At 74.5% G+C, this 25,981-nt stretch carries 25 protein-coding genes; 10 read left to right on the forward strand and 15 right to left on the reverse strand.

The features are described from left to right. Nucleotides 1-73 precede the first annotated feature (73 nt). The gene (locus ABZ318_RS07450; protein ID WP_356901617.1) at nucleotides 74-829 is read right to left on the reverse strand and encodes a maleylpyruvate isomerase family mycothiol-dependent enzyme; all 756 of its coding nucleotides are present in this window, start codon (nucleotides 827-829) and stop codon (nucleotides 74-76) included. Between the two features lie 58 nt (nucleotides 830-887). After that, nucleotides 888-2,120, reverse strand: a complete 1,233-nt coding sequence (locus ABZ318_RS07455) for an MFS transporter (protein WP_356901546.1) — start codon at nucleotides 2,118-2,120, stop codon at nucleotides 888-890. Between the two features lie 82 nt (nucleotides 2,121-2,202). Here ABZ318_RS07455 and ABZ318_RS07460 point away from each other — a divergent pair, with 82 nt between their 5' ends. Beyond that, on the forward strand, nucleotides 2,203-3,429 hold the full coding sequence (locus ABZ318_RS07460) for an ROK family protein (protein WP_356901547.1): 1,227 nt from the start codon (nucleotides 2,203-2,205) through the stop codon (nucleotides 3,427-3,429). Nucleotides 3,430-3,599: 170 nt separating this feature from the next. Here the strand turns inward: ABZ318_RS07460 and ABZ318_RS07465 are convergent, their stop codons facing one another. After that, nucleotides 3,600-4,073, reverse strand: coding sequence for an SRPBCC family protein (locus tag ABZ318_RS07465; protein WP_356901548.1), 474 nt, complete (start codon nucleotides 4,071-4,073; stop codon nucleotides 3,600-3,602). A 109-nt stretch (nucleotides 4,074-4,182) separates the two neighbouring features. Here ABZ318_RS07465 and ABZ318_RS07470 point away from each other — a divergent pair, with 109 nt between their 5' ends. Further along, a complete protein-coding gene (locus tag ABZ318_RS07470; protein WP_356901549.1) occupies nucleotides 4,183-4,971 on the forward strand; it encodes a class I SAM-dependent methyltransferase in 789 nt (262 codons plus the stop codon). A gap of 18 nt (nucleotides 4,972-4,989) precedes the next feature. Here the strand turns inward: ABZ318_RS07470 and ABZ318_RS07475 are convergent, their stop codons facing one another. Further along, complete coding sequence (locus ABZ318_RS07475) at nucleotides 4,990-5,574, reverse strand: DUF4865 family protein (protein ID WP_356901550.1); 585 nt, start codon at nucleotides 5,572-5,574, stop codon at nucleotides 4,990-4,992. A gap of 61 nt (nucleotides 5,575-5,635) precedes the next feature. Next, nucleotides 5,636-6,226, reverse strand: a complete 591-nt coding sequence (locus tag ABZ318_RS07480; protein ID WP_356901551.1) for a TetR/AcrR family transcriptional regulator — start codon at nucleotides 6,224-6,226, stop codon at nucleotides 5,636-5,638. Nucleotides 6,227-6,375: 149 nt separating this feature from the next. On the opposite strand from ABZ318_RS07480, the gene ABZ318_RS07485 reads away from it, so the two are divergent. From ABZ318_RS07485 to ABZ318_RS07495, 3 genes are read left to right on the forward strand one after another with little or no spacing between them, the layout of a single operon-like run. Continuing rightward, the gene (locus tag ABZ318_RS07485; RefSeq protein ID WP_356901552.1) at nucleotides 6,376-6,675 is read left to right on the forward strand and encodes an SHOCT domain-containing protein; all 300 of its coding nucleotides are present in this window, start codon (nucleotides 6,376-6,378) and stop codon (nucleotides 6,673-6,675) included. After that, nucleotides 6,672-7,442, forward strand: coding sequence for an ABC transporter ATP-binding protein (locus ABZ318_RS07490; RefSeq protein WP_356901553.1), 771 nt, complete (start codon nucleotides 6,672-6,674; stop codon nucleotides 7,440-7,442). The genes ABZ318_RS07485 and ABZ318_RS07490 overlap by 4 nt, the downstream gene beginning before the upstream one ends. Continuing rightward, nucleotides 7,439-9,997, forward strand: coding sequence for an FtsX-like permease family protein (locus ABZ318_RS07495; protein WP_356901554.1), 2,559 nt, complete (start codon nucleotides 7,439-7,441; stop codon nucleotides 9,995-9,997). The genes ABZ318_RS07490 and ABZ318_RS07495 overlap by 4 nt, the downstream gene beginning before the upstream one ends. A 137-nt stretch (nucleotides 9,998-10,134) precedes the next feature. Here ABZ318_RS07495 and ABZ318_RS07500 read toward each other — a convergent pair whose 3' ends face one another. Both ABZ318_RS07500 and ABZ318_RS07505 read right to left on the reverse strand, forming a co-directional pair. Next, complete coding sequence (locus ABZ318_RS07500; RefSeq protein WP_356901555.1) at nucleotides 10,135-10,746, reverse strand: ATP-binding protein; 612 nt, start codon at nucleotides 10,744-10,746, stop codon at nucleotides 10,135-10,137. Nucleotides 10,747-10,948: 202 nt separating this feature from the next. Beyond that, on the reverse strand, nucleotides 10,949-11,272 hold the full coding sequence (locus ABZ318_RS07505; RefSeq protein ID WP_356901556.1) for a hypothetical protein: 324 nt from the start codon (nucleotides 11,270-11,272) through the stop codon (nucleotides 10,949-10,951). A gap of 187 nt (nucleotides 11,273-11,459) precedes the next feature. On the opposite strand from ABZ318_RS07505, the gene ABZ318_RS07510 reads away from it, so the two are divergent. Beyond that, entirely contained in the window at nucleotides 11,460-12,584 is a 1,125-nt protein-coding gene (locus tag ABZ318_RS07510; RefSeq protein ID WP_356901557.1) for a PLP-dependent cysteine synthase family protein, read from the forward strand. Here ABZ318_RS07510 and ABZ318_RS07515 read toward each other — a convergent pair. From ABZ318_RS07515 to ABZ318_RS07525, 3 genes are all read right to left on the reverse strand, one after another. Next, nucleotides 12,544-13,044 (reverse strand): SRPBCC family protein, encoded by a 501-nt coding sequence (locus tag ABZ318_RS07515; protein ID WP_356901558.1) that lies wholly within the window; start codon nucleotides 13,042-13,044, stop codon nucleotides 12,544-12,546. The two genes, ABZ318_RS07510 and ABZ318_RS07515, sit on opposite strands and share 41 nt — an antisense overlap. A gap of 74 nt (nucleotides 13,045-13,118) precedes the next feature. Continuing rightward, nucleotides 13,119-13,559, reverse strand: a complete 441-nt coding sequence (locus tag ABZ318_RS07520; RefSeq protein WP_356901559.1) for an SRPBCC family protein — start codon at nucleotides 13,557-13,559, stop codon at nucleotides 13,119-13,121. Next, the gene (locus tag ABZ318_RS07525) at nucleotides 13,556-14,383 is read right to left on the reverse strand and encodes a DeoR/GlpR family DNA-binding transcription regulator (RefSeq protein ID WP_356901560.1); all 828 of its coding nucleotides are present in this window, start codon (nucleotides 14,381-14,383) and stop codon (nucleotides 13,556-13,558) included. Before ABZ318_RS07525 ends, ABZ318_RS07520 begins: the two co-directional genes overlap by 4 nt. Before the next feature lie 134 nt (nucleotides 14,384-14,517). On the opposite strand from ABZ318_RS07525, the gene ABZ318_RS07530 reads away from it, so the two are divergent. Continuing rightward, the gene (locus ABZ318_RS07530) at nucleotides 14,518-16,911 is read left to right on the forward strand and encodes a hypothetical protein (RefSeq protein WP_356901561.1); all 2,394 of its coding nucleotides are present in this window, start codon (nucleotides 14,518-14,520) and stop codon (nucleotides 16,909-16,911) included. On the opposite strand, the gene ABZ318_RS07535 is transcribed toward ABZ318_RS07530, so the two are convergent. The 4 genes from ABZ318_RS07535 to ABZ318_RS07550 all read right to left on the reverse strand — a co-directional run bounded on the left by ABZ318_RS07535 (nucleotide 16,881) and on the right by ABZ318_RS07550 (nucleotide 21,613). Beyond that, nucleotides 16,881-19,286, reverse strand: a complete 2,406-nt coding sequence (locus ABZ318_RS07535) for a right-handed parallel beta-helix repeat-containing protein (RefSeq protein ID WP_356901562.1) — start codon at nucleotides 19,284-19,286, stop codon at nucleotides 16,881-16,883. The two genes, ABZ318_RS07530 and ABZ318_RS07535, sit on opposite strands and share 31 nt — an antisense overlap. Before the next feature lie 226 nt (nucleotides 19,287-19,512). Further along, entirely contained in the window at nucleotides 19,513-20,118 is a 606-nt protein-coding gene (locus ABZ318_RS07540) for a hypothetical protein (protein WP_356901563.1), read from the reverse strand. 116 nt (nucleotides 20,119-20,234) lie between these two features. Further along, nucleotides 20,235-21,059 (reverse strand): MOSC N-terminal beta barrel domain-containing protein, encoded by an 825-nt coding sequence (locus ABZ318_RS07545; RefSeq protein ID WP_356901564.1) that lies wholly within the window; start codon nucleotides 21,057-21,059, stop codon nucleotides 20,235-20,237. Between the two features lie 53 nt (nucleotides 21,060-21,112). Further along, nucleotides 21,113-21,613 (reverse strand): DUF6643 family protein, encoded by a 501-nt coding sequence (locus tag ABZ318_RS07550; RefSeq protein WP_356901565.1) that lies wholly within the window; start codon nucleotides 21,611-21,613, stop codon nucleotides 21,113-21,115. Between the two features lie 390 nt (nucleotides 21,614-22,003). On the opposite strand from ABZ318_RS07550, the gene ABZ318_RS07555 reads away from it, so the two are divergent. The 3 genes from ABZ318_RS07555 to ABZ318_RS07565 all read left to right on the forward strand — a co-directional run bounded on the left by ABZ318_RS07555 (nucleotide 22,004) and on the right by ABZ318_RS07565 (nucleotide 24,692). Continuing rightward, nucleotides 22,004-22,720, forward strand: a complete 717-nt coding sequence (locus ABZ318_RS07555) for a hypothetical protein (protein WP_356901566.1) — start codon at nucleotides 22,004-22,006, stop codon at nucleotides 22,718-22,720. Between the two features lie 108 nt (nucleotides 22,721-22,828). Next, the gene (locus ABZ318_RS07560; protein WP_356901567.1) at nucleotides 22,829-23,473 is read left to right on the forward strand and encodes a DUF5819 family protein; all 645 of its coding nucleotides are present in this window, start codon (nucleotides 22,829-22,831) and stop codon (nucleotides 23,471-23,473) included. A gap of 1 nt (nucleotide 23,474) precedes the next feature. Next, the gene (locus ABZ318_RS07565; protein ID WP_356901568.1) at nucleotides 23,475-24,692 is read left to right on the forward strand and encodes an HTTM domain-containing protein; all 1,218 of its coding nucleotides are present in this window, start codon (nucleotides 23,475-23,477) and stop codon (nucleotides 24,690-24,692) included. Between the two features lie 76 nt (nucleotides 24,693-24,768). Here ABZ318_RS07565 and ABZ318_RS07570 read toward each other — a convergent pair whose 3' ends face one another. Next, nucleotides 24,769-25,947, reverse strand: coding sequence for a glycosyltransferase (locus ABZ318_RS07570; RefSeq protein WP_356901569.1), 1,179 nt, complete (start codon nucleotides 25,945-25,947; stop codon nucleotides 24,769-24,771). Nucleotides 25,948-25,981: the final 34 nt, after the last annotated feature.

Raw genomic sequence — 25,981 nt, forward strand, 5'->3', positions numbered from 1 at the left:
GGCCCGGCCGGCCGGGCCCGGGGCCGGCCCGGTGACTCCCGGTCCGGTGACTCCCGGTCCGACGGCTCCGACGTCAGCTCCAGGTGATCGCCGAGGTCTCCCGCCACACCCGGAGGGTCTCCTCGTCACCGGTCAGGGTGACGGCGTCGGCCGGCAGCCGGTTCCACAGGGTCAGGTACAACCGGTCGGCGGGACCGCTCAGTTCGGTGCCGGCCGGCCCGTCGGCGCCCCGGTCGCCCCGCTCCGTCCGCGGCGGATCGGTCGGCGACAGGTGCACGGTCCAGACGTCGCCGGTGTCCGTCGCCCGTACCCGCAGGGTCCGGGGGTCGGGCGTGCGCACCCGGCTGCGGTCGCGGGCGTGGAAGGCGCCGAACAGCTCGTCGATGCCGTCGGCGGCGACCGCCGGGTCCACCGGACCCGGACCGGCCGCGAGCGCGGACTCGGCGTCCGCGCGGTGGACGGTCGTCTCGTGCGCCTGACGGCGGGCCCAGAAGGCCAGGGGCGAGGGCGCCGGGAGGAAGGTCCAGCACTCCAGGTCCTCCGGCGCCGCGCGCAGGGCGGCGACCAGCCGCGCGTGCCCCTCGCGGAAGTACGTCAGCAACTCCTCGCCGTCGAGCGTCGTCTCGCCGTCGCCCTGGTGGAAGGCGGTGCGCCCCTCGGCCACGAAGGTCGTGGCCCAGCGGTGCACCATGGCCGTGTGCCGGAGGAGGTCGCGGACCCGCCACCCGGGGCAGGTCGGCACCTCCGCGTCGGTACCGGCCCTGGCGGCCGCGTCCGCGAGGCCGTGGCCGGCCGCCTCCAGCGCCTCGATGTGGTCCGTGATCTTCAGCGTGTCCATGCTGCGGATTGTGGCAGCCGCGCGGCGGCGGCGCACACGGCGTGCCCGCTCAACTGTCCCGGGGAGCTCCCGCGTTGCGCGCCCCGTACCCCATGGCCGCCGCGCCGGCGGCGAGCACCGCGACCGTCGTGAGGGCCAGCGGCAGGGAGAACCGGTCGGCGAGGAAGCCGATCGCGGGCGGGCCGAGCAGCATGCCCCCGTAGCCGAGTGTGGACGCCGTCGCGACCCCGTCGGGACCGGCGACCGCGCCCGCGCGGGCCACGGCGACGGGGAAGATGTTGGCGAGGCCGAGTCCGGTGATCGCGAAGCCGAGGAGCGCGGCCCAGACGTTCGGCGCGAGTGCGCCGAGCAGCATGCCGACGGCTGCGGTCGCGCCGCCCGCGACGAGGGCGCGGGTCTGGCCGAGGCGTTCGAGCAGCGCGGTCCCGGAGAGCCGGCCGGCGGTCATGGTCAGCGCGAAGACGGAGTACCCGGCGGCGGCGACCCCCGGGTGGGCGTGCAGGTCCTGGGCGAGGTGGAGGGCGCCCCAGTCGGCCAGGGCCCCTTCGCCGTACGCGGTGCAGAGCGCGATCACCCCGAAGACGAGGACCGTGCGGCGCGGCCCGGCCGCCCGTGTGCCGAAACCTTCAGGGGCGGACGGCGCCGGGAGGGCCTCGGGGCGCACGGGGGAGGGATGGCGCAGCAGTACGGGACCGGCGGCGGCCGTCAGGGCCAGGCCGACGACCGTGAGGCCGAGGAGGTGGGCGGTGGGGGACAGGCTTCCGGCGAGCAGCCCGCCGAGCCCCGCGCCGAGCATGCCGCCGAGGCTGAAGGCGGCGTGGAAGCTCGGCATCACCGGCCGTCGGAGTGCGGTCACGAGGTCGACGGCGGCGCTGTTCATGGCCACGTTGATCCCGCCGTACGCGGCGCCGAAGACGAGGAGCACCAGGCCGAGCGCGAGCGGGGACCGGGTGAGGGCGGGCAGGGCGACCGAGAGGGAGAGCAGGACGGCGGTGGCGACGGTGACCGCGTGGGAGCCGTGGCGGCGGCAGAGCCGGCCGGTCAGCGTCATCGTGATCACGGCGCCCGCCGAGACGCCCAGGAGGGCGAGGCCGAGGTCGCCGGCCGAGGCGCCGGTCTGCTGCTTGACGGCGGGGATCCGGACCACCCAGCCGGCGAACAGGAAGCCGTCGAGGGCGAAGAAGAGGGTCAGGGCGGAGCGGAGGCGGGTCAGGGAGCGGGTGGCGGTGTCTCCGCCGGAGCTCCCCGTGAGGGCCGTCCGTACTTTGTTTAGTAGCGGCACAAACTCAGGATAGGGGCCGAGGGGTGGGAGAATCAACCGGGCGGGGACGGCGCCCCGGCCCGATCATGGGAGACTCACCACCATGAACGGCAAGGCGACGACGACCCGGACACGGCTGGACAGGGGGCGTAACGCGCTCGGCCCCGCACTGGAACTGGTGCACACCGGCAGGGCGCCGACCCGGGCCGTCCTCACCGCCGAACTCGGCGTCACCCGGGCCACCGCGGGCGCCGTCGCCGCCGAGCTGGAGGCCCTCGGCCTCATCCGCGTCGACTCCAACCCCGGTGCCGCCGCGGGCTCCCAGGGGCGGCCCTCGCACCGCCTCGCCGTCGACGAGAAGGGCCCCGTCGCCCTCGCCGCCCAGGTCCACGCGGACGGTTTCCGCGCCGCCCTCGTCGGTCTCGGCGGCACCATCGTGGCCACCGCCCCCGGCTGCGTCACCGTCTCCGCCGACCCGGCGCAGGTCCTCGGCGCCGTCGTCGACGCGGGGGCCGCGCTGCTCCGGGAGAGCGGCCGCCGGTGCGTCGGCGCCGGACTCGCCGCCCCCTCCGCCGTGGCCGAGCCCGAGGGCACGGCGCTCAACCCGCTCCACCTCGCCTGGCCCGCCGGAGCGCCCGTCCGGGAGATCTTCGCCGAGCGGGTGCGGGCCGCCGGCATCGAAGGCCCCGCCTTCACCGGCAACGACGTCAACCTCGCCGCGCTCGCCGAGCACCGCCACGGCGCGGGGCGCGGTGCCCGGGACCTGCTCTGCGTCGCCACCGGGCACCGGGGCGTCGGCGGCGCGCTCGTCCTCGACGGGCGCCTGCACACGGGGAGTTCGGGCCTCGCCCTGGAGGTCGGCCATCTGACGGTCAACCCCGAGGGACGTCCCTGCCACTGCGGCAGCCGCGGCTGCCTCGACGTCGAGACGGACCCGCTCGCGTTCCTCACGACCGCGGGCCGGACCCCCGGCCCCGAGGTGTCCCTGCTCCAGCAGTCCCGCGACCTGCTGCGCACCAGCCCCGACGACCCGGGCGTCCGGGTCGCGGTGGGGGAGCTGATCGACCGGCTCGGACTCGGGCTCGCCGGCCTGGTGAACATCCTCAACCCGGACCGGATCATCCTCGGCGGGCTCCACCGCGAGCTCCTCGACGCCGACGCCGAGCGGCTGCGCGCGGTCGTCGCCGACCGCAGCCTGTGGGGCCGCAGCGGCGGCGTGCCGATCCTCCCCTGCACCCTGGACCACAACAGCCTCGTCGGCGCGGCCGAACTCGCCTGGCAGCCGGTCCTGGACGATCCGCTCGCCGCCCTGGGGCGCGAGCCGGTCTGAACCCCGTTCCGTCGCACGCCCGGACGCGTACGCCTCCCTCGGCTTCCTCCCCGGTCGCACGCGGCACGTCGCGGGCTTCGCCGACGTCACCGACCCGCCCACGGGGAAGGCCGCCGGATCGGCGGGATCGCGAGGCGCTCGCGAAGGAGCGCGGCTGACCCGGGGGTGTGTCACGCCCGGGGATCGGGGCGACCCTCCACCAGTGCGGCGAGCCGGTCGAGCGCCATGCGCGTGCCGGTCTCGTTGTCGGCGGGCGGCACCGCGTCCGGCACCCCCTCGTGGACGATCCTGAGCTCGGTCCCGCCCTCGATCTCCGTCAGCGTCGTCGTGAGGATCATCGCCCCGCGCAGCGAGGGGTCCGGCGTCTCGAACTCGATGCTCTCGACCACCTTCTCGTACGGCACGAGCTCCAGAAAGGTGCCGTGGTACGTGTCCGTACGGGCCCCCGACTTCCCGGCGCCGTCGGGCGACCCGTAGCTCAGCGACACCCGGAAGGCGCCCCCTTCACGCGCCTCGAAGTCGTGCACCTCGCAGGTCATCCCGTACGGGACCCGCCAGCGCGCGACGGCGTCCGGATCGAGGAGTGACCGGTAGACGACCGATGCAGGGGCGGCGATGTGGCGGGACACGTGTGTGGTGTACACGTCTCCCAGGCTAGTGGCGGACCGGCGGGCGGGCGCGGTGGAACCGGGGTGGGGACGCCGTCGGAAAACCCGTGTGCGGGGGAGGCGGGACGACGTACCGTTCCGCTCCGTGATCACTTCTGAGACCGGTACCCCTCTCGCATCCGATCTTCCTCCGCGCCTGGGCAGCCTCACCTTCCACGGGCCCCTCTCCGAGGCCCGCGCCACCCGCATGATCGAGCGGCTCGCCGCCGCCGGCCCCGCCGACGTGCTCGACATCGGCTGCGGCTGGGGCGAGTTGCTCCTGCGCGTCCTGGAGGCGGCGCCCGCCGCCGAGGGGGTCGGGATCGACATCAACACCGAGGACCTGGCCCGCGGCCGGGCGCTCGCCGAGCGGCGCGGGCTCGCCGACCGCGTCGCCTTCGTCGAGGAGTCGGCGCTCGGCACCGACCGGGGCCCCGTCGACGCGATCCTCTGTCTCGGCTCCAGCCAGGCGCTCTGCGACCCCGAGCTGCCGCACGACCCGGCCGCCGCCCTGCGCGAGCTGCGCCGGCTCGTCCGGCCCGGCGGGCGGGTCGTGCTCGGCGAGGGCTTCTGGGAGCGCACGCCGACCGAGGCGGAGCTCGCCGGGATGTGGCCCGGCGCGACCGTCGACGACCACTTCTCCCTCGGCGCCCTCGTCGATCTCGCCGTCGAGGCGGGGTTCCGGCCCGCGTGGATCGAGACGGCGGGCGCGGAGGAGTGGGAGGAGTTCGAGTCCGGCTACCGGTACGACACCGAGGTCTGGCTCGCCGCCCACCCCGACCACCCGCTCGCCGCCGAGACCCGCGAGCGCGTCGACCGGCAGCGTTCCAGCTGGTTGAACGGTTACCGGAACGTCCTCGGCATCGCCTACCTCACCCTCGTCGCCGTGGCCTGAGGTCCACCGGGGACCGGTTCACCACTGTCGTCCGCTGCCCAGCGCCGCGCGGCCCGGGGCCGACAGGTGCAGCACCCGGAAGCGCTCGCCCTCGTCGGCGGGCGCTTCCGGACCCTCCCACAGGGTGAACGAGAGCAGTTCCCAGTGGCGCGGGTCCACCGCCAGGGCGGAGGCCACCACCCCGTCCCGCCGCGCCTCGCGCGCGTGCCGGTCCACCGCCTCCGCCACGGCCTCGCCCGGCGGGACGCCCTCCCCGAGCGGGGCCCTCCGCCGCGTCGCGGCGCCCGGCGCCGACGCGGTCGCGGGCCCCTCCTCGTATGACAGACCCGCCCAGTGCTGCACCACCGGCCGGCCGAAGTCGTCGACGATGCCCTGGAAACCGGGGCCCCAGAGGAAGGAGTTCATGCCCTCGGGGGTGTCCCAGAGATAGAACGGCGCGTACTGGTTGACCGGCGACCCGGCCTCCCGCTCCCGGATCAGATACGCCTTCAGGCCGAGCCCGGGGAAGGCGTCGAGCAGATGGCCCCTGGTCGCCACCCGCTTGCGGATGATCTCCATGTCGTAGTCGGCGGGCAGGGTGATCTCGTACTGCAGCGCGTGCACGGGAAGGCTCCGTTTCTCTGGACGCAGGGGGTCACGACGCAGGGGTTCACGACGCAGGGGTTCACGCCGGGGCGGTGCGCGGGGCGAGCAGGGCGAGCAGTCCGCGTACGGCGGTGTCGAACGGAGCGGGCGAGCCCGTCGCACGGGCCAGCACGTACCCGCCCTGTACGGTCGCGAGGACCGTCGCCGCGATCTCGACCGGATCGAGGGAGCCGCTCAACTCGCCGCTGTCCACGCCCTCCCGCACGACCTCGGCGATCCTGCCGCGCACCCGGCCGAGCACCTCCTCGACCGGCGCGCGCAGCTCCGGGTCCGCGATGACCTCCGGGTCCATGGTCAGCCGGCCCACCGGGCAGCCGCGCAGGACGTCGCGCTCGCGCCGCAGGTACGCCTCGACGCGGGCGTACGCCGAACCCCCGCCGCCGAGGACCGCCTCGGCCGCCGCGCCCAGCTCCTCGGCCGAGCGCCGGATGGCCGCGAGCGCCAGGTCCTGCTTGCCGGCGAAGTGGTGGTACATGCTGCCCTGGCCCGCGCCCGCCGCCTGCTGGACGGCCTTGGGGCTGGTGCCGACGTAGCCGCGCTCCCACAGCAGTTCGCGGGTCGCCTCGATCAGCCGCTCCGAGGTGCTCATGCTCATGACCGCACTGTACATACCAGTAGGTACAGAAGGGAAGCAGCGCCCGCGAGGCCGCGTACTCCCGGTGTCGTACGCCAGGAGCCGCTGCCCGTACGACGACCCGGACCCCCTCCCGGAGCGAGTCTCGAACCGGACACAGAGACCGACCGAGGAGCTGAACCCTCATGAACACACTCGCCCACGCGGGCCCCGGCCCGTGGGTCCTCTTCTTCCCCCTCGTCTGGGCCGCCGTCGTCATCGGGATCGTCACCGTCGCCCGCCGCGCCGGATGGCGGCGCGGACGCGACTTCCGGTTCGGCGGCGACTTCCGCCGTGACGGCGGGCCGGACGAGCACTCGCCCATCGCCCTGCTCGGCCACCGGTTCGCGGCCGGGGAGATCGACGAGGACGAGTACTGGAGGCGCCTGACCGTCCTGGAGGAGCAGTTCGGCCGCGCCGCGGACCCCAAGGGGCGCCGGACATGACCAGCCCCGCCCCGCTCCCCGCCGCCCGGGTCGTCGACGCCGTCAAGGTGTACGGGCGCGGCGACACCGAGGTCAGGGCCCTCGACGGCGTGAGCGTCGACTTCCCCGCCGGCCGCTTCACCGCCGTCATGGGCCCCTCCGGCTCCGGCAAGTCCACCCTCATGCACTGTGCCGCCGGACTCGACACCCTCACCTCCGGCGCCGCCCTCGTCGGCGACACCGACCTGTCCACCCTCGACGACCGGCGCCTGACCCTGCTGCGCCGCGACCGGATCGGCTTCGTCTTCCAGGCCTTCAACCTGCTGCCGACCCTCACCGTCGCCGAGAACATCACCCTCCCTCTCGACCTCGCCGGACACCCTGTCGACCGGCATCGGTTCGACCGGCTCGTCGACACCGTCGGCCTCCGCGACCGCCTCCACCACCGGCCGGCCGAACTCTCCGGCGGACAGCAGCAACGCGTCGCCGTCGCCCGGGCCTTCGCCGGCGACCCCGACGTCGTCTTCGCCGACGAACCCACCGGCAACCTCGACTCGCGCTCCGGCGAGGAGGTCCTCCGCCTGCTCGGCCGCACGGTCCACGACACCGGCCGTACGGTCGTCATGGTCACCCACGACCCCGTCGCCGCGGCCCACGCCGACGAGGTGATCTTCCTCGCGGACGGCCGGCTCGTCGACCGCATGACCGGCCCCACGGCCGACCGCGTCCTCGACCGCATGAAGGCCTTCGACACGGGCATCGCGACGGTCCCCGGAGGTGCGGCATGAACACCCCCGCCACCCTGCGCCTCGCCCGGTCCTCGCTACGCACTCACCGCCGCCGCTTCCTCGGCACCTTCGCCGCCGTCCTCCTCGGCGTCGCCTTCCTCACCGGCACCCTCGTCATGGGCGACACCCTCCGCGCGAGCTTCGACTCGCTGTTCACCGGCGCCACGCGGGGCACCGACGCCGTCGTCCGCAGCGCCGTCACCGTGACCGCCGCCGGCGAGGCCCAAGGCACCCGCGGCCCCGTCGACGCGGACCTCGCCGAGCGCCTCGCCCGGGTGCCCGGGGTGGCCGCCGCCGCGCCCCGGATCGAGGGCGCGGGCCAGCTCCTCACCGCCGACGGCACCCCCGTCGGCGGCAAGGGCCCGCCCACCCTCGCGGGCAACTGGATCGAGGACGCCGCCCTCAACCCGTACCGCCTCGCGGAAGGCCGCGCACCGAGCGCCCCCGGCGAGGCCGTCGTCAACCGGGGCGCCGCGAAGACGGCCGGTCTCGCCATCGGCGACACGACGGTCCTGCGCACCCCCGACCCGGTGAAGGTCACCGTCGTCGGCCTCGCCACCTTCGGCGGCGCGGACGGCATGGGACAGGTCACCTGGACCGGCCTCACCCGCGCCGACGCCGAGAAGTACCTGACGGCACGCCCCGGGGAGGCGACGAGCATCGCCGTACGCGCCGGGCCCGGCGTCTCGCAGGACGCGCTGGTCGACGCGCTGAAGCCCGCCCTGCCCGACGGCGTCGAGGCGATCACCGGACAGCGGGCCGCCGAGGAGAACACCGAGATGGTCTCCGGCCGGTTCCTGGACCTCTTCACCACCTTCCTGCTGGTGTTCAGCGGGGTCGCCGTGCTCGTCTCCGTCTTCACCATCCACAACACCTTCGCCGTCCTCGTCGCCCAGCGGACCCGCGAGAACGCCCTCCTGCGCGCGATCGGCGCCGCCCGCCGCCAGATCGTCACCGGCACCCTCGCCGAGGCGCTCACCGTGGGACTGCTCGCCTCCCTCGCCGGGCTCCTCGCCGGGATCGGCGTGGCCGCCGGACTCCAGGCGCTGTTCCCCGCGATCGGCTTCCCCTTCCCCGAGGGCGACCTCGTCGTGGCCGGCACCTCCCTGGCCCTGCCGCTCGGCGTCGGGCTCGCGGTCTGCGCCGGTTCGGCGCTCCTGCCGGCCGTACGGGCCGGGCGCACGGCCCCGCTCGCCGCGCTCCGCGAGACGGACGTGGACGGCTCGGGCACCTCCCGCCGCCGCGCACTGAGCGGAGGCGCCCTGCTCGCCACCGCCGTCGGCACGGTCCTCGCCGGCGTCCTCGGCACCCCGTCGCTGTGGCTCGCCGCCACCGGCGCCGCGCTCGCCACCGCCGCGTTCGTGGTCCTCGGACCGGTCGCCGCCTCCCTCGCCGTACGGGTGCTCGGCCGCCCGCTGCGCGGGGTCAACCACCGCCTCGCCCGCCGCAACGCCCTGCGCAGCCCGGGCCGTACGGCCGCGACCGCCACCGCCCTGATGATCGGGGTCGCCGTCGTCACCCTCTTCACGGTCTTCGGCGCCTCCCTCAAGGCGACCATGGACCGCACGGTCGACCGCTCCTTCGCCGGGGACGTGGCGATCGGCGCGCCCTCGTTCGGCGCGGGCGGCAGCGGGCTCAGCCCCCGCCTCGCCCCGGCCGTCGCCGCGCTGCCCGAGGTCGACACCGCCGTGGGCCTGGGACGCGGCGTCGCGGAGGTGGACGGCCGGGGCCGCGCGCTCACGGTCACCGACCCGGCCGCGCTCGCCCGGACGCTCGACCTGGGGGAGGTACGGGGCTCCCTCGCCGGACTCGGTACGGACGGGCTCGCCGTCGCCGCCGACGAGGCCGCCGCCTCCGGTCTGGCACCCGGCGGGACCGCCGAGCTGACGTTCACCGACGGCATTCGGCACACCTTCACGGTCCGCGCGGTCTACGAGCGCGCCGACCTCGCCGGCGACTACCTCGTCACCCGGGAGGCCTGGGCCCCGCACCGCACCCAGGACGCCGACCGGCTGGTCGCCGTCTCCTTCGCGGACGGCGTCCGCGCCGAGGACGGCAAGGCCGCCGTGACCGAGGTCGCCGACCGGTACGGCCGTCCGGAGGTGCAGACCCGGGAGGAGTACGCGGAGGCCTCGGCGGGCGGCATCGACATGATGCTCACCCTGATCTACGCGCTCCTCGCGCTCGCGGTGCTGATCGCCCTGCTCGGCATCGCGAACACGCTGACCCTCTCCGTCCACGAACGGACGCGCGAACTCGGCCTGTTGCGGGCCGTCGGGCAGACCCGGGCCCAGCTGCGGACCATGGTCCGCTGGGAGTCCGTCCTGGTCGCCGCCTTCGGAACGGTCGGCGGGCTCGTGCTCGGGGGCTTCCTCGGCTGGGTCCTCGTCCGCGCCTCGGCCGGCTCGGGCGACAGCGCCCTGGCGTTCGCCGTACCGACCGTGCGGCTCGCGGCCGTGGCCCTGGCCGGACTGGTGGCGGGAGCCGCGGCGGCCTGGCGCCCGGCCCGCCGGGCGGCCCGCCTGGAGATCCTCCGGGCCATCGCCACGGAGTGACGAGGCGCCGGGGGGCTTCGCCGGCCCGCCTGGTCGGGGGCCCCGCCCGCCCGGGACGCCGAGGGACTTCGGCGACCCGCCCGGCGGGGGATCTCGACCGGCTTCGTGGGCCGTCGGCCAGGAACCGACCGGCTTCGTCAGCCCGCCCGGCCCGCCAGGACCGGGCGGGCCAGCGACGGGGCCGGCACCGGTTCGGTCGGGGAGCTGAGGGGTACGCCGGGGAGCCGGCTGTACCCGACACCCGCGAACAGGCCCTCGGTCGCGGCCTCGTACACGGCCCGCGCGCGCTCGTCGACGGGGGCACCGAGGGCCGGCGCCGTGAGGGTGAACCACACGACCTTGCCGTCGGCTCCGCACGGACGGACGCCCCAGCTCTCGCTGACCGCCCCGACGATGCCGAGCCCCCGGCCGGAGGTGGCGAGCGCGTCGAGGTCGTCCACCGGGGCGAGCGCCCCGGACGCTTCGAGCGCGTCCGGACGCCGGACCTCGGGCAGGCGGGGATCGTGGTCCCGGACCGAGACGGTGAGCCGGTCGAGCAGCAGCTCGATCTCGACCTTGCACCCCTTGTCCGGCTGGGCGTGGCGGTGCACGTTCGTCAGCAGCTCGGTCAGACCGAGGACGGCCTGGTCCACCAGGGCGTCCAGCTGCCAATGTCGAAGATGCGCGGAGATGATGCGGCGGACCTGTCCGATCCGCGACGGCAGAGCCTGAAGCTCCACCGCGTAGTACCTGCTCGGCTCGCTGATCACGGCTGCGACTCCCCGAAGTGGTCCGGAAGAAGACGAAGATTCGGATCTGTCTCTGCGGTACAGAAGGGGGCGGCGACCTGATCGCAGCGTCACCACCGCTGAACCCTCAGTGAGGTGGATTCCAGCCTGGACCAGCCGTGACCGCCCCGCAACTCGCCGCGAGCCTCCGCAGCTCAGGGCCCGCTCCGCCGCGTCGCGGCCCTCAGGACCGCCCGGCCGCCCGCTTCAGCGCCGCGAGGAAACGCCCGGACGCCGCCTCCGCCTCCGCCTCGCCGCCCCCGCGGTGTTCGTCCTGGAGCGTCAGCCGGTACCGCGTGCCGTTCACGGTCGCCACCGTCTCGTCCGCCTTCGCGAACCACGGCCGCCCCGCCCGTACCGCCGACACCGGCGCGCTGTCGATCTCGCTTCCGTAACTCGTCAGGAGCGCGAGCCGACCGTCCTCGATCCGCACCTCGCCCGCGCGCGTCAGCGAGCGCGGCCAGCGCGCGATCCGTACGCCCCTGGCGCTGAACTCGGGCTCCGCCATGCCGATCCGCCCCTTTCACCCGGTTGCCGTACCCAGTGTGCCGGGCCGTCGCCGCGCGCACCAGTAGCGCTCCCGAAGGCCGTCCACAAGGGAGGCCTATGGAACGTCAAAGGGAACGTTTGCCCAGGTGAGAGCGGTATTGTCGGCAGGGGGAGACCCCTGAGGCGACACACGAATAGAGGGACGGATGAGCACCACCCACGAGAGTGCGGCCGCGGCCACGGTCGACGTCGACCGCAGCGACCCGGCGTACCGGTCCTGGCTGAAGGAGGCCGTGCGCAAGGTCCAGGCCGACGCCAACCGCTCCGCCGACACCCATCTGCTGCGCTTCCCCCTCCCCGAGGAGTGGGGCATCGACCTCTACCTCAAGGACGAGTCGACCCACCCCACCGGCAGCCTCAAGCACCGCCTCGCCCGCTCCCTCTTCCTCTACGGCCTCTGCAACGGCTGGATCCGCCCCGGCAAGCCCGTCATCGAGGCCTCCAGCGGCTCGACCGCCGTCTCCGAGGCGTACTTCGCGAAGCTCATCGGCGTCCCCTTCATCGCGGTGATGCCCCGCACGACCAGCCCCGAGAAGTGCCGGCTCATCGAGTTCCACGGCGGGCAGTGCCACTTCGTCGACGACTCGCGCACGATGTACGAGGAGGCCGCCGCCCTCGCCGAGCGCACCGGCGGCCACTACATGGACCAGTTCACCTACGCGGAGCGGGCCACCGACTGGCGCGGCAACAACAACATCGCCGAGTCGATGTACCAGCAGCTGCGCCTGGAGCGGTACCCGGAGCCCGCCTGGATCGTCGCCACCGCCGGCACCGGCGGCACCTCGGCCACCATCGCCCGCTACGTCCACTACATGCAGCACGACACCCGGATCTGCGTCGCCGACCCCGAGAACTCCTGTTTCTTCGACGGCTGGACGCACCACGACCCGAACGCCACCGCCGACTGCGGCTCGCGCATCGAGGGCATCGGCCGCCCCCGCATGGAGCCCAGCTTCGTGCCCGGCGCCGTCGACCGCATGATGAAGGTCCCCGACGCGGCGAGCGTCGCCGCCGTCCGCGCACTGGAGACCGCGATCGGCCGCAAGGCGGGCGGCTCCACCGGCACCGGCCTGTGGAGCGCCTTCAAGATCATCGCCGAGATGGTCGCCCACGACCGCACCGGCAGCGTCGTCACCCTCATCTGCGACCCGGGCGAGCGCTACCTCGACAAGTACTACTCCGACGACTGGCTGGCCGCCCAGGGCCTGGACATCGCCCCGTACTCCGCCGCTATCGAGCGGTTCCTGACGACGGGGGCCTGGCCGGAGTGAGCCGCCGGTCCAGCCGGCGCGCCGCGTCCCGGAAGGACAACCCCACGCCCGGCGCCGCGAGACGCAGCGCGAGCCGGAACGGGGCGGCGCCGTCGGCGGCCATGGTCCAGCGCAGCCGGGTGCCCGTCCCGGTGGGGGAGAGGGCCCACTCCTCCGCCAGGGCCGTCACACCGGGCGCGTTCGTCGCGTCCACCCGGTAGGCGTAGCGGAGGTCGGGCTCGGAGGCCAGGACCGTCTCGTCGAAGGCGATCCCGCCCCGCAACCGTACGGTCCGGCCCGCGCCGTCGCCGGTCGGGACGGCGGAGGTGACGGCCGTGAACCACGACGGCAGGCTCCCCACCTCCACGGCCACCGACCGGTAGACGGTCGGCGGCGGCGCGGCGAGGGTCGCGGTGAAGACCAGGCGGACGGGCGCGGACGTGGTGAAGTCGAGCTCCACCGGGCGCAGTCGGCGTGCCATGGACCCTCCCGGGGCGGGGCGTGGGTGGATGCAGCACCATAGCTGACGCGCCGTCAACAGCACAGGGGCGGGGATCACACCCCTCGCAGCAACCCGTCCACCGCCCGGCCGAACACGGCCCGCCCCGCCCGTGCCAGCAGCCGGTCGAAGGCCCTCGGGACGCCCCGTACCGAAAGCTCCTCCGTCCACAGCACCCGGCAGCCGCCGTCCGGCGTGCCCGTCACCTCGATCAGCGCCCAGCCCCGCACCACCCGCCCGGACTTCTCCAGGCGGCAGACGCCAGGGCGGCCGGCCGACGGTGGGTCCCAGCGCACGACCTCCATCGGGTCGTCGAAGGACAGCCGGCCGATGCCCGTGCGGGCGACGAACCGGGTGCCCACCCCGTCCGGCCCCGGCGTCAGCACCCTCGTCCGGGTCAGCGGCACCTGGCGGCCGTGCGCCGGCCAGTCCGTCAGCCGGCGCCACACCTCCTCCGGCGCCGACGGCACCGTCCGCCCGACCCGGAAGAGGCTCACCCCTGTTCCTCGCCCGGCACCACGAGACCCGGCACGTACTCCGTCACCTCGGCCCGCACCCCGGCGGGCAGACCGCTGTCCGTCACCCAGGTGTCGACCTCGTCGAGGGCGGCGAAGGAACTGAGACCCACCGTCCCCCACTTGGTGTGGTCGGCGACCACCACGACCCGGCGCGCCGAGCGCATCAGGCACCGGTTGGTCTCGGCCTCCGCCAGGTTCGGCGTGGAGAGCCCGGCCTCCACCGACACGCCGTGCACGCCGAGGAAGAGCAGGTCGAAGTGGAGCGAGCGGACCGCCCGGTCCGCCACCGGCCCCACCAGCGCGTCGGACGGCGTGCGGACCCCGCCGGTCAGGACGACGGTCGCCGCGCCGCGCCGCGTCTCGCCCCCGCCGCCCGCCTGCTGCGCCTCGTGGAACACGTCGGCGACCCGCACCGAGTTGGTGACCACCGTCAGGTCCGGCACGTCGAGCAGGTGCCGGGCCAGCGCGTAGGTCGTCGTCCCGCCGGACAGGGCGATCGCCGTGCCCGGTGAGACGAGGGCCGCCGCCGTGCGGGCGATCTCGTCCTTGGCGCTCGGTTCGAGCACCGACTTGGCCTCGAAGCCCGGCTCGTGGGTGCTCGCCTCGACCACCGGAACGGCCCCGCCGTGCACCTTCGCGACCATGCCCTGCCGGGCCAGCGCGTCCAGGTCGCGGCGGATCGTCATGTCCGAGACGTTCAGACGACGGGTCAGTTCGTTGACCCGCACACCGCCACGCCGCCGTACCTCGTCGAGGATCAGGGCACGCCGCTGCTCCGCGAGGAGGTTCTGGTTGTCAGTCACCGCCGGGGCCGGTCCTTCCGCAGGAGACAAGGGGATCAGTGTCGGATTCGGTGAGAGACCGTGCGCGGTCGCACGGCCTTCCGCGATCCTGTTGCCGACGTCGCATCTTCCCACTCTGAGAGGAAGTCCCCTCAGTGTCCCCTGCCACACCCGCCCCGGAGAGCGGGGGCGCGGCGCTCGAACTCCTCGTCCACGGAGTCGGCGGAGCCACCCCCGAGTCGATGCTCGACGACCCCAGGACCGTACGGGTCACCGGCGACCGGACCGCCGCCATGTACCGGCGCGGCGAGGACCTCGACGCCGAGGAACACCCCGAGCGGTACGCGGCGCGCCCCGTCCCGGAGGCGTACTGCTGGTCCAATCTGACCTCCGGCGACGGCGCCCGCGCCCTGTGGCTGCTGCTCCTGCCCTTCATGGTGGCCAACCTGGCGCACTGGATGCGGCCGCCCGCCGAGGGCAGGCCGGCGCTCGTGCGGCTCTACGGGGTCCTCGTCCGGCTCGTCGCCCTCACCCTCACCGTCCTGCTCACGGCCGCCGCCTGCGAGGTGGCGCTCGACCTGACGGCCTGGCAGTGCGCGGCCACCACCGCCTGCACCGACGCGTACTCCTGGCTCGGTTTCCTCTCCGCCGGGCGCGGCGGCTGGTGGTCCCTGCCGGGCCGCCGTCTCGCCCTCGCCGCACTCGTGCCGACCGCGCTCGTCGGCCTGCTCTGGTACCTCTCCAACCGGACCTGGAGCGCGTACGAGGCGCAGCGCCCGCCCGCCGGATACGACGCCCCCGTCACGGAGCCCGGGGCCGACACGGAGGCGGCGGACGCCGCCGAGCCCGTCGGCCCCGTCGAGCTCCGCCCCGCGCTCGGCCGCCCCGGCTTCTGGTACGGCCGCCGGCTCGTCGCCCGCCTCCGGGCCGCCCACACCGCCGCCGGGTTCCTCACCGTCGCCGCCGCCCTCGTCACGGCCACCGTCCGCCACGACGCCGGCTCACCCGGCCCGCGCGCGGTCCTCGGCTGGGTCCTCCAGGCCGCCGTCGCCGTCCTCGCCCTCGTCGTGGTCTGGGTCGTCTGCCGGCGCGGCCGCAGCGAGAGCCGGCTCGACCTGCGCGTCGAACGGGCCCTCGTCTCCTGGCTCCCCGCCGCCTCCCTCGCCGTCCTCGCGCTCACCGCCCTGCACGCCGGCTGGTCCCGCCCCGGCTGGATCTCCTCCGGCACCCTTCCCGGCGACGCCGTCTTCGGCGCCCTCACCCTCGTCCAGGGCGGTCTCGTCGTCGCCCTCGGCGTCGTCGCCCTGCTCCTCCAGCGGCCCCGCCGGGATCCCCGTACCGCGCTGCGCGGACTCGGCGGGCCTGCGGTCGCCATGCTGGCCTGCGCGCTCGCCGGGGTCATGTCCGGGGGAGTGGCGCAGCGGGTCGCCGACTGGCTCGACGGCCCGGCCACCCCCGGCATGGGCGACCACGGCCCCAGGATCGGCCCGCCGGTCCTCCTCAGCTGGCAGGCCTCGGTGATCCCCGTCCTGCTCCTGCTGCTCCTCGCGCCCGCCGCCCTCCTCGCCGCACGGACCGTCCTCGACGCCCGGCGCCTGCGCTCCGCCGTCGAGGCCGACTACGGCGCCGCCGGCGAACGCGACCCGGTGCGCACCGGACAGATCGCGACCGGCCGGGCCCGCGCCTCGCTCACCGACTCCGCGCCCGTCCTCGTCGGCGTCGTCTCCGGCGCGACCCTGCTCCTCGGGGCCGCCTCCGTCGTCGGCGCCTGGGCCAGCGGCAACGTGCCGGGCCGGGCCTTCGACGGGGCCCACCCCGCGATCGCCTCCCTCGCCTCCGTCACCCAGGCCCTCGGCTCCTGGATGATCGGCTTCGGCTTCCTGCTCTTCGTCACCTGGGGCCGCCGCGCCTACAAGGACGCCTCCGCCCGCCGCACCATCGGCATCCTCTGGGACGTCGGCACCTTCTGGCCCCGCGCCGCCCACCCCTTCGCCCCGCCCTGCTACGCCGAACGCGCGGTCCCCGACCTCACCTGGCGGATGAGCTCCTGGACCCGGAGCACCGGCGGCCGGCTCGTCATCTCCGGGCACTCCCAGGGCAGCGTCCTCGCCGCGGCCGCCGTCTGGCAGCTGCAGCCCGCCACCCGGAGCCGGGTCGCCCTGCTCACCTACGGCTCACCGCTGGAGCGGCTCTACGGCCGCTGGTTCCCCGCGTACTTCGGCCCCGAGGCGCTGCGCGCCCTGAACCGCACGGTGCACTGCTGGAGCAATCTGTACCGCGCCACCGACCCCATCGGCGGCCCCGTCAGGGTCCCCGCCGAGGACGGCCGCCCGGCCGTGGACGGAGCGGTGCTGCTCGACCCCGTGGCGTACGGCCGTACCCGCCGGCATCCGCTGCCCGAACCGATCCTCGGCCACTCCGACTACCAGGCCGACCCGGCGTTCGCCCGGTGCCGCTCCGGACTCCTCGACCGGCTCCCGCCGGCCTTCCCCTACCAGCGGACCAACTCGCCCCTGGATCAAGGGATTTCGGGGATGTCCTCCGGGTAGAGCAGGGTCAGGTCGTCCGTGCTCGCCTCGGCGAGCGCGGCGACCCGGCCCGCGTGCCGCTCCACCATCGACTCGAAGGTCCCCCGTGCCGTACGGCCGTTGCCGAACGCCGGGCCCTTGGGGAGCTTCTCGAAGTACGCGAGCAGCGCCTCGTCCGTGCCCGGCGCCAGCCGGTACTCGTGCTCGTCCGCCTGCTGCCCGACGATCCGCAGCAGCTCCTCCGGCGTGTAGTCGCCGAAGGTGATGGTCCGGGAGAAACGGGAGGCGACACCGGGGTTGACGGTGAGGAAGCGCTGCATCTCCGCCGTGTACCCGGCGACGATGACCACCACCGCGTCCCGGTGGTCCTCCATCAGCTTCACCAGCGTGTCGATCGCCTCACGGCCGAAGTCCCGCCCCGAGTCCTCCGGCGACAGCGCGTACGCCTCGTCGACGAAGAGCACGCCGCCGCGCGCCCGGTCGAAGGCCTCCTGCGTGCGGATCGCCGTCGAGCCGATGTGCTCGCCGACCAGGTCCACCCGGGAGACCTCCACCAGGTGCCCGCGCTCCAGGACCCCGAGCGAGGCGAGGATCTCGCCGTACAGCCGGGCCACCGTCGTCTTGCCCGTGCCCGGGTTGCCGGTGAAGACCAGGTGGCGGCGGACCGAGGCCGCCTTGAGTCCCGCCTCCTGACGCCTGCGCCCCACCTCGATCATGTTGGTGAGGGTCCGCACCTCCAGCTTGACGCTCTCCAGACCCACCAGGGCGTCCAGTTCGCCGAGCACGTCCTGCGAGGAACGGGCCTCCGGCGCGGGCTCCGGAGCGGCCGGCGGGGCCACCGGGGCGCGCGGCGCGGGCACCGTGCCGAGCAGCCCCGCCGGCTGCGTGGCCGTCAGGACCGTGCCGCCGTCGGGCACGGAGGAGCGGACCGCGCTCTCGTCGCTGGTGCAGTCCTCCGCGCTCGCACCCTCCTCGGGGAACTCGTAACCGCCGCGCGCGCAGCGCTCCGTGCGGCACTTGCGCAGGGTCGTCCGGCAGCCGTCCGTGACGTGGAAGCCGTATCCGCCGCTGCCCGTCACCCGGCAGCCGTGGAAGGAGCCGCGGCCCTCCGCCGAGACGTAGAAACCGGCCTCGGCGGGCGAGGTGACCACACACCGGTCGATCGTGGGGTCGGCGCCCTTGGTGACGATGACCCCGGTCTGCACGGAGTCGATCGTGCAGCCGCCGAGGGTGCCGCCGCTGCCGTGGTCCCGGAACCAGGCGCCCGTGGACGCCTCCCGGATCCGGCAGTCGTCGAGCTGGGCCGTGGCCCCGTCGCTCACCGACACCGCCGTGTTCCGCACCTGCGTCAGATCGCTGTCGACGACGTCCACGCGCGAGCCCCGGTCGAGGACGAACAGCGCGTCCGGCACGTCGTGCACCCGGCAGGCGTCGAGGACGGCGGTCGCCCCGTCGCTCACCCACACCGCCGGGTAGTCGCCCGTGCTGTCGTGGATCTCGCACTGGTTGGCGTCCACCCGCGTCCCCGGGTCCCACACCGACAGGCCGTTGCGCCCGAAGCGGCGGACGGTCGACCGGGTCAGCGTCAGGACCGAGCGCGAGCGCAGGTCGACCGCGTTCTCCGGCACGTCGTGGATGTCGCAGTCCGAGAGCGTGAGCACCGCGTCCGTGTCGAGCGTGATGCCGTCCGCCGAGGTGCGGTGCACCGAGGAGTCGGTGAGGTGGGCGGTGGCGCGGGCCGCGATCTGCAGACCGGCGCCCTTGATCTCGTACACCTCGCAGCCGACGCCCTCCAGGCCGCTGCCCTCGCCGGTCACGGCGATCCCCGCGCCGGAGGCGTGGTGCACCCGGCAGCGCTCGAACCGCGGATGCGCCCCGCCGCGCACCGAGACCCCGGCCTGCCCGGCGGAGACCACCTCGCACTCCTCGAACACCCCGCCGGCGCCGTCGAGCACGGCGATGCCGACCCCGGCCGGGTTGTCGACGGTGCAGCGGCGGACCGTCGGCCGGGCGGCACCCCGCACCTCGATCCCGGTGGCCGAGCGGGTCATGATCCGGAGGTCGAGCAGCTCGGGCGTGCCGTCCTCGACGAGCAGCGCGGGCGCGGCCACGTCCTGCCCCTCGATGTGCAGGTCCTGCACGGTGACGGAGGCGCGCAGGGTCAGCGGCACCCCGTCCGGCGGCGCGATCCGCACCGAGCCGATCCCGCCCTCGGGGCCGCGCAGGGTGACGGCCCGCCGGACCACGAGGTTCTCCCGGTAGGTGCCGGGCGCGACGGTGAGGACGTCCCCGTCGCCCGCGGCCTCCAGGGCGGCGGCGAGGGAGGGGTACTCACCCGTGCGGCGCCGCCACCGCGATGTGCCGGTGTGCGTCACCTGGACCGTGCCCTGTGCCATGGGTGTGTCCTGCCCCCGCCTCATGCCTCGCCGCTGATCCGATGCCCCACCGTAGCGCGCGCGGCGCCGCCGGGTTGACGGGTCGCCGACCCGCGTGCGCACGGGAGGCCGACCGCCGCCGGGCACACGTCACCGCCGGTCCGGGCCGGTCCGGAGCGGTCGGGCTCGGTCGCGGAGCGGTCGTGGGACGGTCGAACTCGAACGCGCCCGCCGCCGTGCGGCCGGCTCAGCTTCCCGTCCCCGTACGGCCCCAGTCGGGGCCCGCCGCCCACGCGCGGTCGAGGCGCGCGTACCGCCGCAGCACCAGTCTGCGGACGGCGAGACGGCGGACGAGCTCCACCAGCGAACCGACGAGAAGAGCGGCCGTCAGACCGGCGACGACCGCGTGCGCCCGTGCCGTCCCCAGCTGCATCGGCGGCGCCACCGGGCGCCCGTCCCGGTCCGTCCAGAGCCGGAAGGCGGTGCCGGGCGCGGAGTGCTGCCGGGCCGTCGCCACCGTCCCCGTGCGGGCCGAGCCGTCCGGCGCGGTCCAGCGGGCCACCACCGAGCGCCGCAGCCGCTCCTCCCCGGCGGCCTCGACGGACCTGGGGCCGCTCGCGGGGCCGTGGGCGAGCCGCACCACCCGGGCCGTCGTCGGCACCCGCTGCGCCTGCTGCGCACGGGACGCGCGCGACAGCGAGTCGTACGCGGAGGTGCCGGCCGCCCAGCCGGTCAGCGGCACCACGGTACAGAGCAGGACGATCGCCACGAGGGCGATCCACGCCTCGACGAGATCAGTGGTCCGGCGCAGGGGATTGTGCCGCCAGCGCCAGAGTCCGGTGGCTGCACGCACGTCTGGACCCCCTGGTCGTACACCGCCTCGTTGTTCACCCTTCCTCCAACGAGTGTGCCCCCGGGGCGGGTTCCCCGCCCGTCGGACGGGTGGACGGGGGCGAGCGACCCCGGGCCTCAGTCCAGGATCTTCACGGCGTCGCCGACCCGGACGGTGCCGGTGTGCTCGGGGACGAGGTTCTGGCCGAAGATGACCCGGCCGTCGCTCTTGCGGTGCCGGGCGAGCGTCCGCAGCGGCTCCTTGCCCCGCTCGGCCGTGAACTGGTCCGTCGTGGTGACGACGCAGCGCCCGCAGGGCCTGGCGACCCGGAAGGTGACCTCTCCGACGGCGAGCCGCTTCCAGCCGTCCTCCGCCCAGGGGGCGGTGCCCTCGATCACCAGGTTCGGCCGGAACCGGTTCATCGGCAGGGGGCCCTCGTCGGCGTGGTCGCCCTGGGCTATCAGGGAGTTGAGGGCATCGAGCGAGGCGGTGGTGGTGACGAGCAGCGGATAGCCGTCCGCGAAGCTCACGGTCTCGCCGGGCAGCGCGTAGTCGGGGTCGACCGGACGCCGGTGCTCGGGCGCGTCCATGTGCACGAGCCGTACGTCGCTCTCCAGGTACGCCGAGAGCCAGGCGGCCGCGGCGGGGTCGGCCGGGACCGCCTCCACGGGCTTGTCGAAGATCTCCACCGTGACGGTGGTCGAGGGGCGCGGCACCTCGACCGTCAGCGTCGGCCGGCCGGGAGCGGACAGGGAGACCCCGCCGCCCGGCAGCGGCTCCGCCGTGGCCAACGCCATCCGGGGATGACGGCGTTGGGTCACGACCTTGTTCGCGGAGTCGACGACGGTCCAGCGGCGGTCCCCGGCCAGCCCCCAGGGCTGTACCTCGGCCTCCGTGCGGGCCAGCGCGCGCATGGCTTTCACCGGGTGGATGTGGACGGAGCGGAGCAGAGGAGTCGGCATGCCCCCATCCTGCCAGCCGCCCCGACCTCCACGTGGGGCGTGCCCGGAGCCGGTCAGTAACCCCCGCCCTGGTAGGGGCGGTTGTACGGGTCGTCGTACGGCGCGGGGGCCGGGACCGGCGCGGGCCGGGGGGCCGCCGGACGCATCGCCTCGTACCCGGCGGCGGCCGGGCGGGGCTGCTGCGGGTACTGACCGCCCGGGTAGCCGCGCGGGGCCGCCGCCTGCTGCGGGATGTACGGGGCCGGGGCGTGCTGCAGGGGGACGGGGGCCATCTGCGGCGAGGGCTGCGGGTAGCCGTAACCGCCGCCGTAGGCCGGAGCGGGCTGCGGGCTGGGCGCCGCAGGGAGGGCGGGCAGTGCCGCGGGGAGCGCCGGCAGGTAGGAACCGCTTCCGGCTCCGGCGTAACTGCTGCCGGTGTCGTAGGCGGCGGGCACTCGGATCGGGGCGATCTGAGGCGTGCCCCGCTCCGCGACCAGGGAGTCGTAGATCGGGGTGTCCGGGAAGGACGGCGCGGTGTGGTAACCGCCTCCATAGGTGGAGCGGGGGGAGGTCATGGCACATAAGTTAAGCCCACGATGTGCTGGTTGGGGAGCCCCTATCTTCGGGTCATCCGTTTTACGTTGTTTTTGGCCGCCTGACCTGCCAAAACATCGTTAAAAGCTCCTGTTAACGGCGAGGGGCTTTTCTCTGGAGTACCCGTGGGTAACGAGAAGTGGCGGACCGACTTCAAAGGGCGACATTTTCCTGACCCGGTATGAGGTGCGGGTGCCTACCGGGTTTCTTGATCGTTCCGCCGACGGGCCATTCGGCGTACCGCGCATAGGACTTTTTGGTCCGTTGGAGCGGTCCCTGCCCTCCTGTGCGTCACCCTCCGCGCCCACCGCAGTTCTGCGGGGCAATCACGGCGGGAGTCCGGTCCCGCCGACAGTCAGGAAGGACGTTGCATGCGCTACATGCGCGGATTGCTCGTTGCGGTCTCGGCGGGCGCGCTGACGCTCGGCATGGTCGGTGCTTCGCAGGCCCTCGGCGGCGAGGCCCGGACGGTGGCCTCCGTGCGCGGTGGTGAGGACGGCCACGGCAAGGGCGGTGACCACGTCGTCATCGACAAGTCGAAGACCGACCTCCACCACAGCTGCCAGGGCGGGACCTTCGGGTACTGCACGCAGAACGCGAACTTCGCCCCGAAGATCCTGGGCGACGTCTCGCTCATCGGCACGACCGGTCTCATCGGTCTCACCGGCACGACCGGGCAGACGGGCACCACCGGTACGACGGGCACCACGGGAACCGACGGCACGACCGGCACCACGGGAACCGACGGCACCACGGGGACCGACGGCACGACGGGTACGGACGGCACGACCACGCCCCCCGGGGACGCCGAGTGGTGCTCGCCCGGCTTCTGGAAGAACCACCCCGCCGCGTGGGGACCGACCGGCATCAGCCCGAGCACCACCTACAGCTCCGTCTTCGGAGCCCCTCCGCCGCGGTCCCCCCAGGGGATCAGGCAGAACGCGCCCACCAACCCGACCCTGTTCCAGGTGGTCTCCAACCCGCAGTGGTACGGCGGCGGGGCCGCGAACAACGTGGCCGACTACCTGAGCGACCACCACCCGAACATCAACTACCAGGGCGTCCGCGTGGACAACTGCCCGCTGTAACCCTCACCCGCGCCCGCCCGGCGAGGCGCGCCCCCCGCTGATCCGCAGCGGCGCCGTGCGGCCGGTCCCACCGGCCGGCCGCACGACGCCGCCCAGACAAGGAGCACGATGGGAGCCACGACCCAGCCCGTCCCGTGGTCACGAGGGGCCCTGGTCGCACTCGCGGCCACCGCTCTGACCCTGGTCGGCGCCCTGCTGGTCCATCTGGCGTTCGTCTTCCTGAGCGTCGCCCCGGCCAACGCCCTGAGCGTGAAGCACCGCGACGCCGTCGACGCCTATGTCCAGCCGGAGTTCGGCCAGGACTGGAAACTGTTCGCCCCAAACCCGATGCAACGCAACGACGCGGTCGGAGTCCGCGTGAACACCCTCGGCCCGGACGGCCTTTACCACGTCAGCGAGTGGATCAACCTCACGGCCCGGGACATCGAGGCCGTCCGCGGCAACCCGGCCCCCAGCCACACCGACCAGAACATGCTGCGCCGCGCCTGGGACGCGTACGTCGCCACGCACAGCCTGCGGGACGACCGGCCCAAGGGCGCGCGCGGACGGCTGACCCGCGACTACCTGGAGCGCGTGGTCCTCCAGCGCACCGGCCGCACCTGGGAGGGCGCGCGGATCGTCTCCGTCCAGGTGGCGGGCCGGTTCACGATGGTGGACCCCCCGGCCTGGAGCTCCGAGCCCGCGTCCGACACCACCGACTACCGACTGCTGCCCTGGTGGACGGTGACCGAACAGGACCACAGGAACTTGTGACATGACCTCCGCCAAGGCCTCGCGGCCGATCGAGCGCCTCGGGCGGCTCCTGCCCGAGATCACCACCGTCCGCGCCCCCTACCAGGCCGCCGTCTTCAGGATCGGCCTGTCCGCCGTCGTCCTCGCCTTCCTCCTGCGGGAGTGGCCGCACCGGCACGTGCTGTACGGCGACCGCAGCCCGCTCTCCTTCGAGCTGGCCCAGGCACTGGTCCGCGAGGAGCGCACCTTCACCGTCCTGGCCTGGGGCGACGGCGGAATCTGGTTCGAGACCGTCTACGCCGTCACCATCGCCGCCGCGCTCGCCGTCCTCCTGGGATGGCGCACCCGGGGCACCACCGTGCTGCTCATGGCCGGCGTCCTGTCGATCATCAACCGCAACACCCTCGTCGGGGACGGCGGCGACAACGTCGTGCGGATCATGGTCATCTACCTGGTCTTCACCCGCTGCGCCCACGTCTGGTCCCTCGACGCCCGGCGCGCGCGAGTCTGCCGGGACCAGCCGCACCTCGACCCGGTCGGCATGCTGGTGTGGGCGGCGGCCGTGGCGGTGCTCGTACCGCTGTCCACGTACCCCACCGGCGGCTGGGCCCTGGTCTTCTGGACGCTGTGGGCCGTCCAGGGCCTCTGGTACGCGGCCGGCCTCTGGTTCCCCCGGCACGAGGCGCGAGCCGTGCTCGACGCGGCGGCGTCCATGCTCCACAACACCGCGATGCTCGTGATCGCGGCCCAGGTGTGCCTGATCTACGCCACGGCCGGCTGGTACAAGATCCAGGGGAGCCGCTGGCAGGAGGGCAGCGCCCTCTACTACGCCCTGCACCTGGACTACTTCTCGCCGTGGCCCGCCCTCTCGGAGTACCTGGCCGGCAGTACGATCACGGTCCTGGTCCTCAGCTACGCCACCGTCATGGTGCAGGTGGCCTTCCCCTTCACGCTCGCCAACCGCAAGGTGAAGAACGTACTGCTGGCCGTGATGATGGCCGAACACCTCGGGATCGCCGTCGTCCTCGGGATCCCCTTCCTGTCGCTCGCCATGGTCGTGTGCGACGCGGTGTTCCTCCCCACGCCCCTCCTGACGGCGCTCGGCGCCCGCTGCGGCCGACTCGTCCGATCGCGGTCCGGCGGCCCGGGAGCGGTACCCCAGCCGCGGACGCAGGACCGCCCGTCGTCCTCCGCGACGGAATCCCCCGTGGCGGACGCCCCCGCGACGGAGGCCGTCTGACCGGTCTTCGCCGTCGGGGCCGACCCGTACGCGATCGCCCGTGCCCCGGGCTGCCGGGGCACGGAAGACGGGAGGTTCACCGGTCCGGCGCCGCCTCCGGGCGCGCGTACGTCCGGCCCTTCCACGCCGCGCCCCGGCCCCGGTAGTGCCGCACCGCCGAGTCCACCGTCATCAGGAGGTACAGGAACGCGGTGAACGGCAGCAGCGGAGCGAGCCACAGCGGCTGACGGTAGTAACGGAGCATCGGCACGTACGTCCCCGCCATCACCGCCCACGCGCCACCGCCGGCCCACGCCGCCACCGCGTCCCCGCTCCGGACGCCGGCCACCAGGGCGACCGGCGGCACCAGATAGACGAGCACGAGACCCGCGACCGTCCCCACGAGCAGCAGCGGGTTGTGCCGCAGCTGCGCGTACGCGCTCCGCGCGACCATCCGCCACAGCTCACCGAGCCCCGGATACGGGCGGACGCTGTCGACCCGCTCCGCAAGACCCAGCCAGATCCGCCCCCCGGCCCGCCGCACCGCCCGCGCCAGCGACACGTCGTCGATCACCGCCTGCCGGATCGCCTCCGGCACGTCCGCCGCCACCGCCGTCTCCGTCCGCAGCAGCACACAACCGCCCGCGGCGGCCGTCGCCAGGGGCCGCGCCCGGTTGATCCAGCGGAAGGGATACAGCTGGGCGAAGAAGTAGACGAACGCCGGGACGACCAGACGCTCCCACGCGCTCGCCACCCGCAGCCGGGCCATCTGCGACACCAGGTCCAGGTCGTTGTCCACGGCCGCCGCCACCAGCCGCCGCAGACTGTCCGGCTCGTGCGCGATGTCCGCGTCCGTCAGCAGCAGGAACTCCGGCCCACGCGCGCGTGCCAGCGCCATGCCGTGCCGCAGCGCCCACAGCTTCCCCGTCCAGCCCGGCTCCGGCTCTCCCGGCGACACGACGGTCAGCGGCAGCCCGCCGTCCCGGCCGGCCAGCTCGACGGCGAGCCTCCCCGTCCCGTCCGTACTCCCGTCGTCGACGAGGAAGACCTCCGCGTCCCCCGGATAGTCCTGCGCGAGGAGGGACGGCAGGCTCATCGGCAGCACCTGCGCCTCGTCCCGCGCCGGCACCACGACGGCCACCCTCGGCCACCGCTCAGGGGGCAGCCGTCGCCCCCGCGGCAGCCGCTGGTCGGTGCGCCAGAAGAAGCCCTGACCGAGGAGCAGCCAGAACCAGACGGCCAGGGAGACGATCGAGAACCAGGCAAGGGTGCTCATTCGCGGCAGTCTGCCCCAGATCGCGGGGGACGAA

The organism is Streptomyces sp. NPDC006197 (assembly GCF_040613865.1).
In the GTDB taxonomy this organism is placed as follows: domain Bacteria; phylum Actinomycetota; class Actinomycetes; order Streptomycetales; family Streptomycetaceae; genus Streptomyces.

Bases quoted from the DNA above. Each gene is read 5' to 3' on its own strand.
- ABZ318_RS07505 (WP_356901556.1), bottom strand. From the start codon at position 11,272: ATGGCGGAGCCCGAGTTCAGCGCCAGGGGCGTACGGATCGCGCGCTGG.
- ABZ318_RS07510 (WP_356901557.1), top strand. From the start codon at position 11,460: ATGAGCACCACCCACGAGAGTGCGGCCGCGGCCACGGTCGACGTCGAC.
- ABZ318_RS07485 (WP_356901552.1), top strand. From the start codon at position 6,376: ATGAACACACTCGCCCACGCGGGCCCCGGCCCGTGGGTCCTCTTCTTC.
- ABZ318_RS07570 (WP_356901569.1), bottom strand. From the start codon at position 25,947: ATGAGCACCCTTGCCTGGTTCTCGATCGTCTCCCTGGCCGTCTGGTTC.
- ABZ318_RS07495 (WP_356901554.1), top strand. From the start codon at position 7,439: ATGAACACCCCCGCCACCCTGCGCCTCGCCCGGTCCTCGCTACGCACT.
- ABZ318_RS07515 (WP_356901558.1), bottom strand. From the start codon at position 13,044: ATGGCACGCCGACTGCGCCCGGTGGAGCTCGACTTCACCACGTCCGCG.
- ABZ318_RS07535 (WP_356901562.1), bottom strand. From the start codon at position 19,286: ATGGCACAGGGCACGGTCCAGGTGACGCACACCGGCACATCGCGGTGG.
- ABZ318_RS07460 (WP_356901547.1), top strand. From the start codon at position 2,203: ATGAACGGCAAGGCGACGACGACCCGGACACGGCTGGACAGGGGGCGT.
- ABZ318_RS07565 (WP_356901568.1), top strand. From the start codon at position 23,475: ATGACCTCCGCCAAGGCCTCGCGGCCGATCGAGCGCCTCGGGCGGCTC.
- ABZ318_RS07560 (WP_356901567.1), top strand. From the start codon at position 22,829: ATGGGAGCCACGACCCAGCCCGTCCCGTGGTCACGAGGGGCCCTGGTC.
- ABZ318_RS07550 (WP_356901565.1), bottom strand. From the start codon at position 21,613: ATGACCTCCCCCCGCTCCACCTATGGAGGCGGTTACCACACCGCGCCG.
- ABZ318_RS07555 (WP_356901566.1), top strand. From the start codon at position 22,004: ATGCGCTACATGCGCGGATTGCTCGTTGCGGTCTCGGCGGGCGCGCTG.
- ABZ318_RS07545 (WP_356901564.1), bottom strand. From the start codon at position 21,059: ATGCCGACTCCTCTGCTCCGCTCCGTCCACATCCACCCGGTGAAAGCC.
- ABZ318_RS07490 (WP_356901553.1), top strand. From the start codon at position 6,672: ATGACCAGCCCCGCCCCGCTCCCCGCCGCCCGGGTCGTCGACGCCGTC.
- ABZ318_RS07480 (WP_356901551.1), bottom strand. From the start codon at position 6,226: ATGTACAGTGCGGTCATGAGCATGAGCACCTCGGAGCGGCTGATCGAG.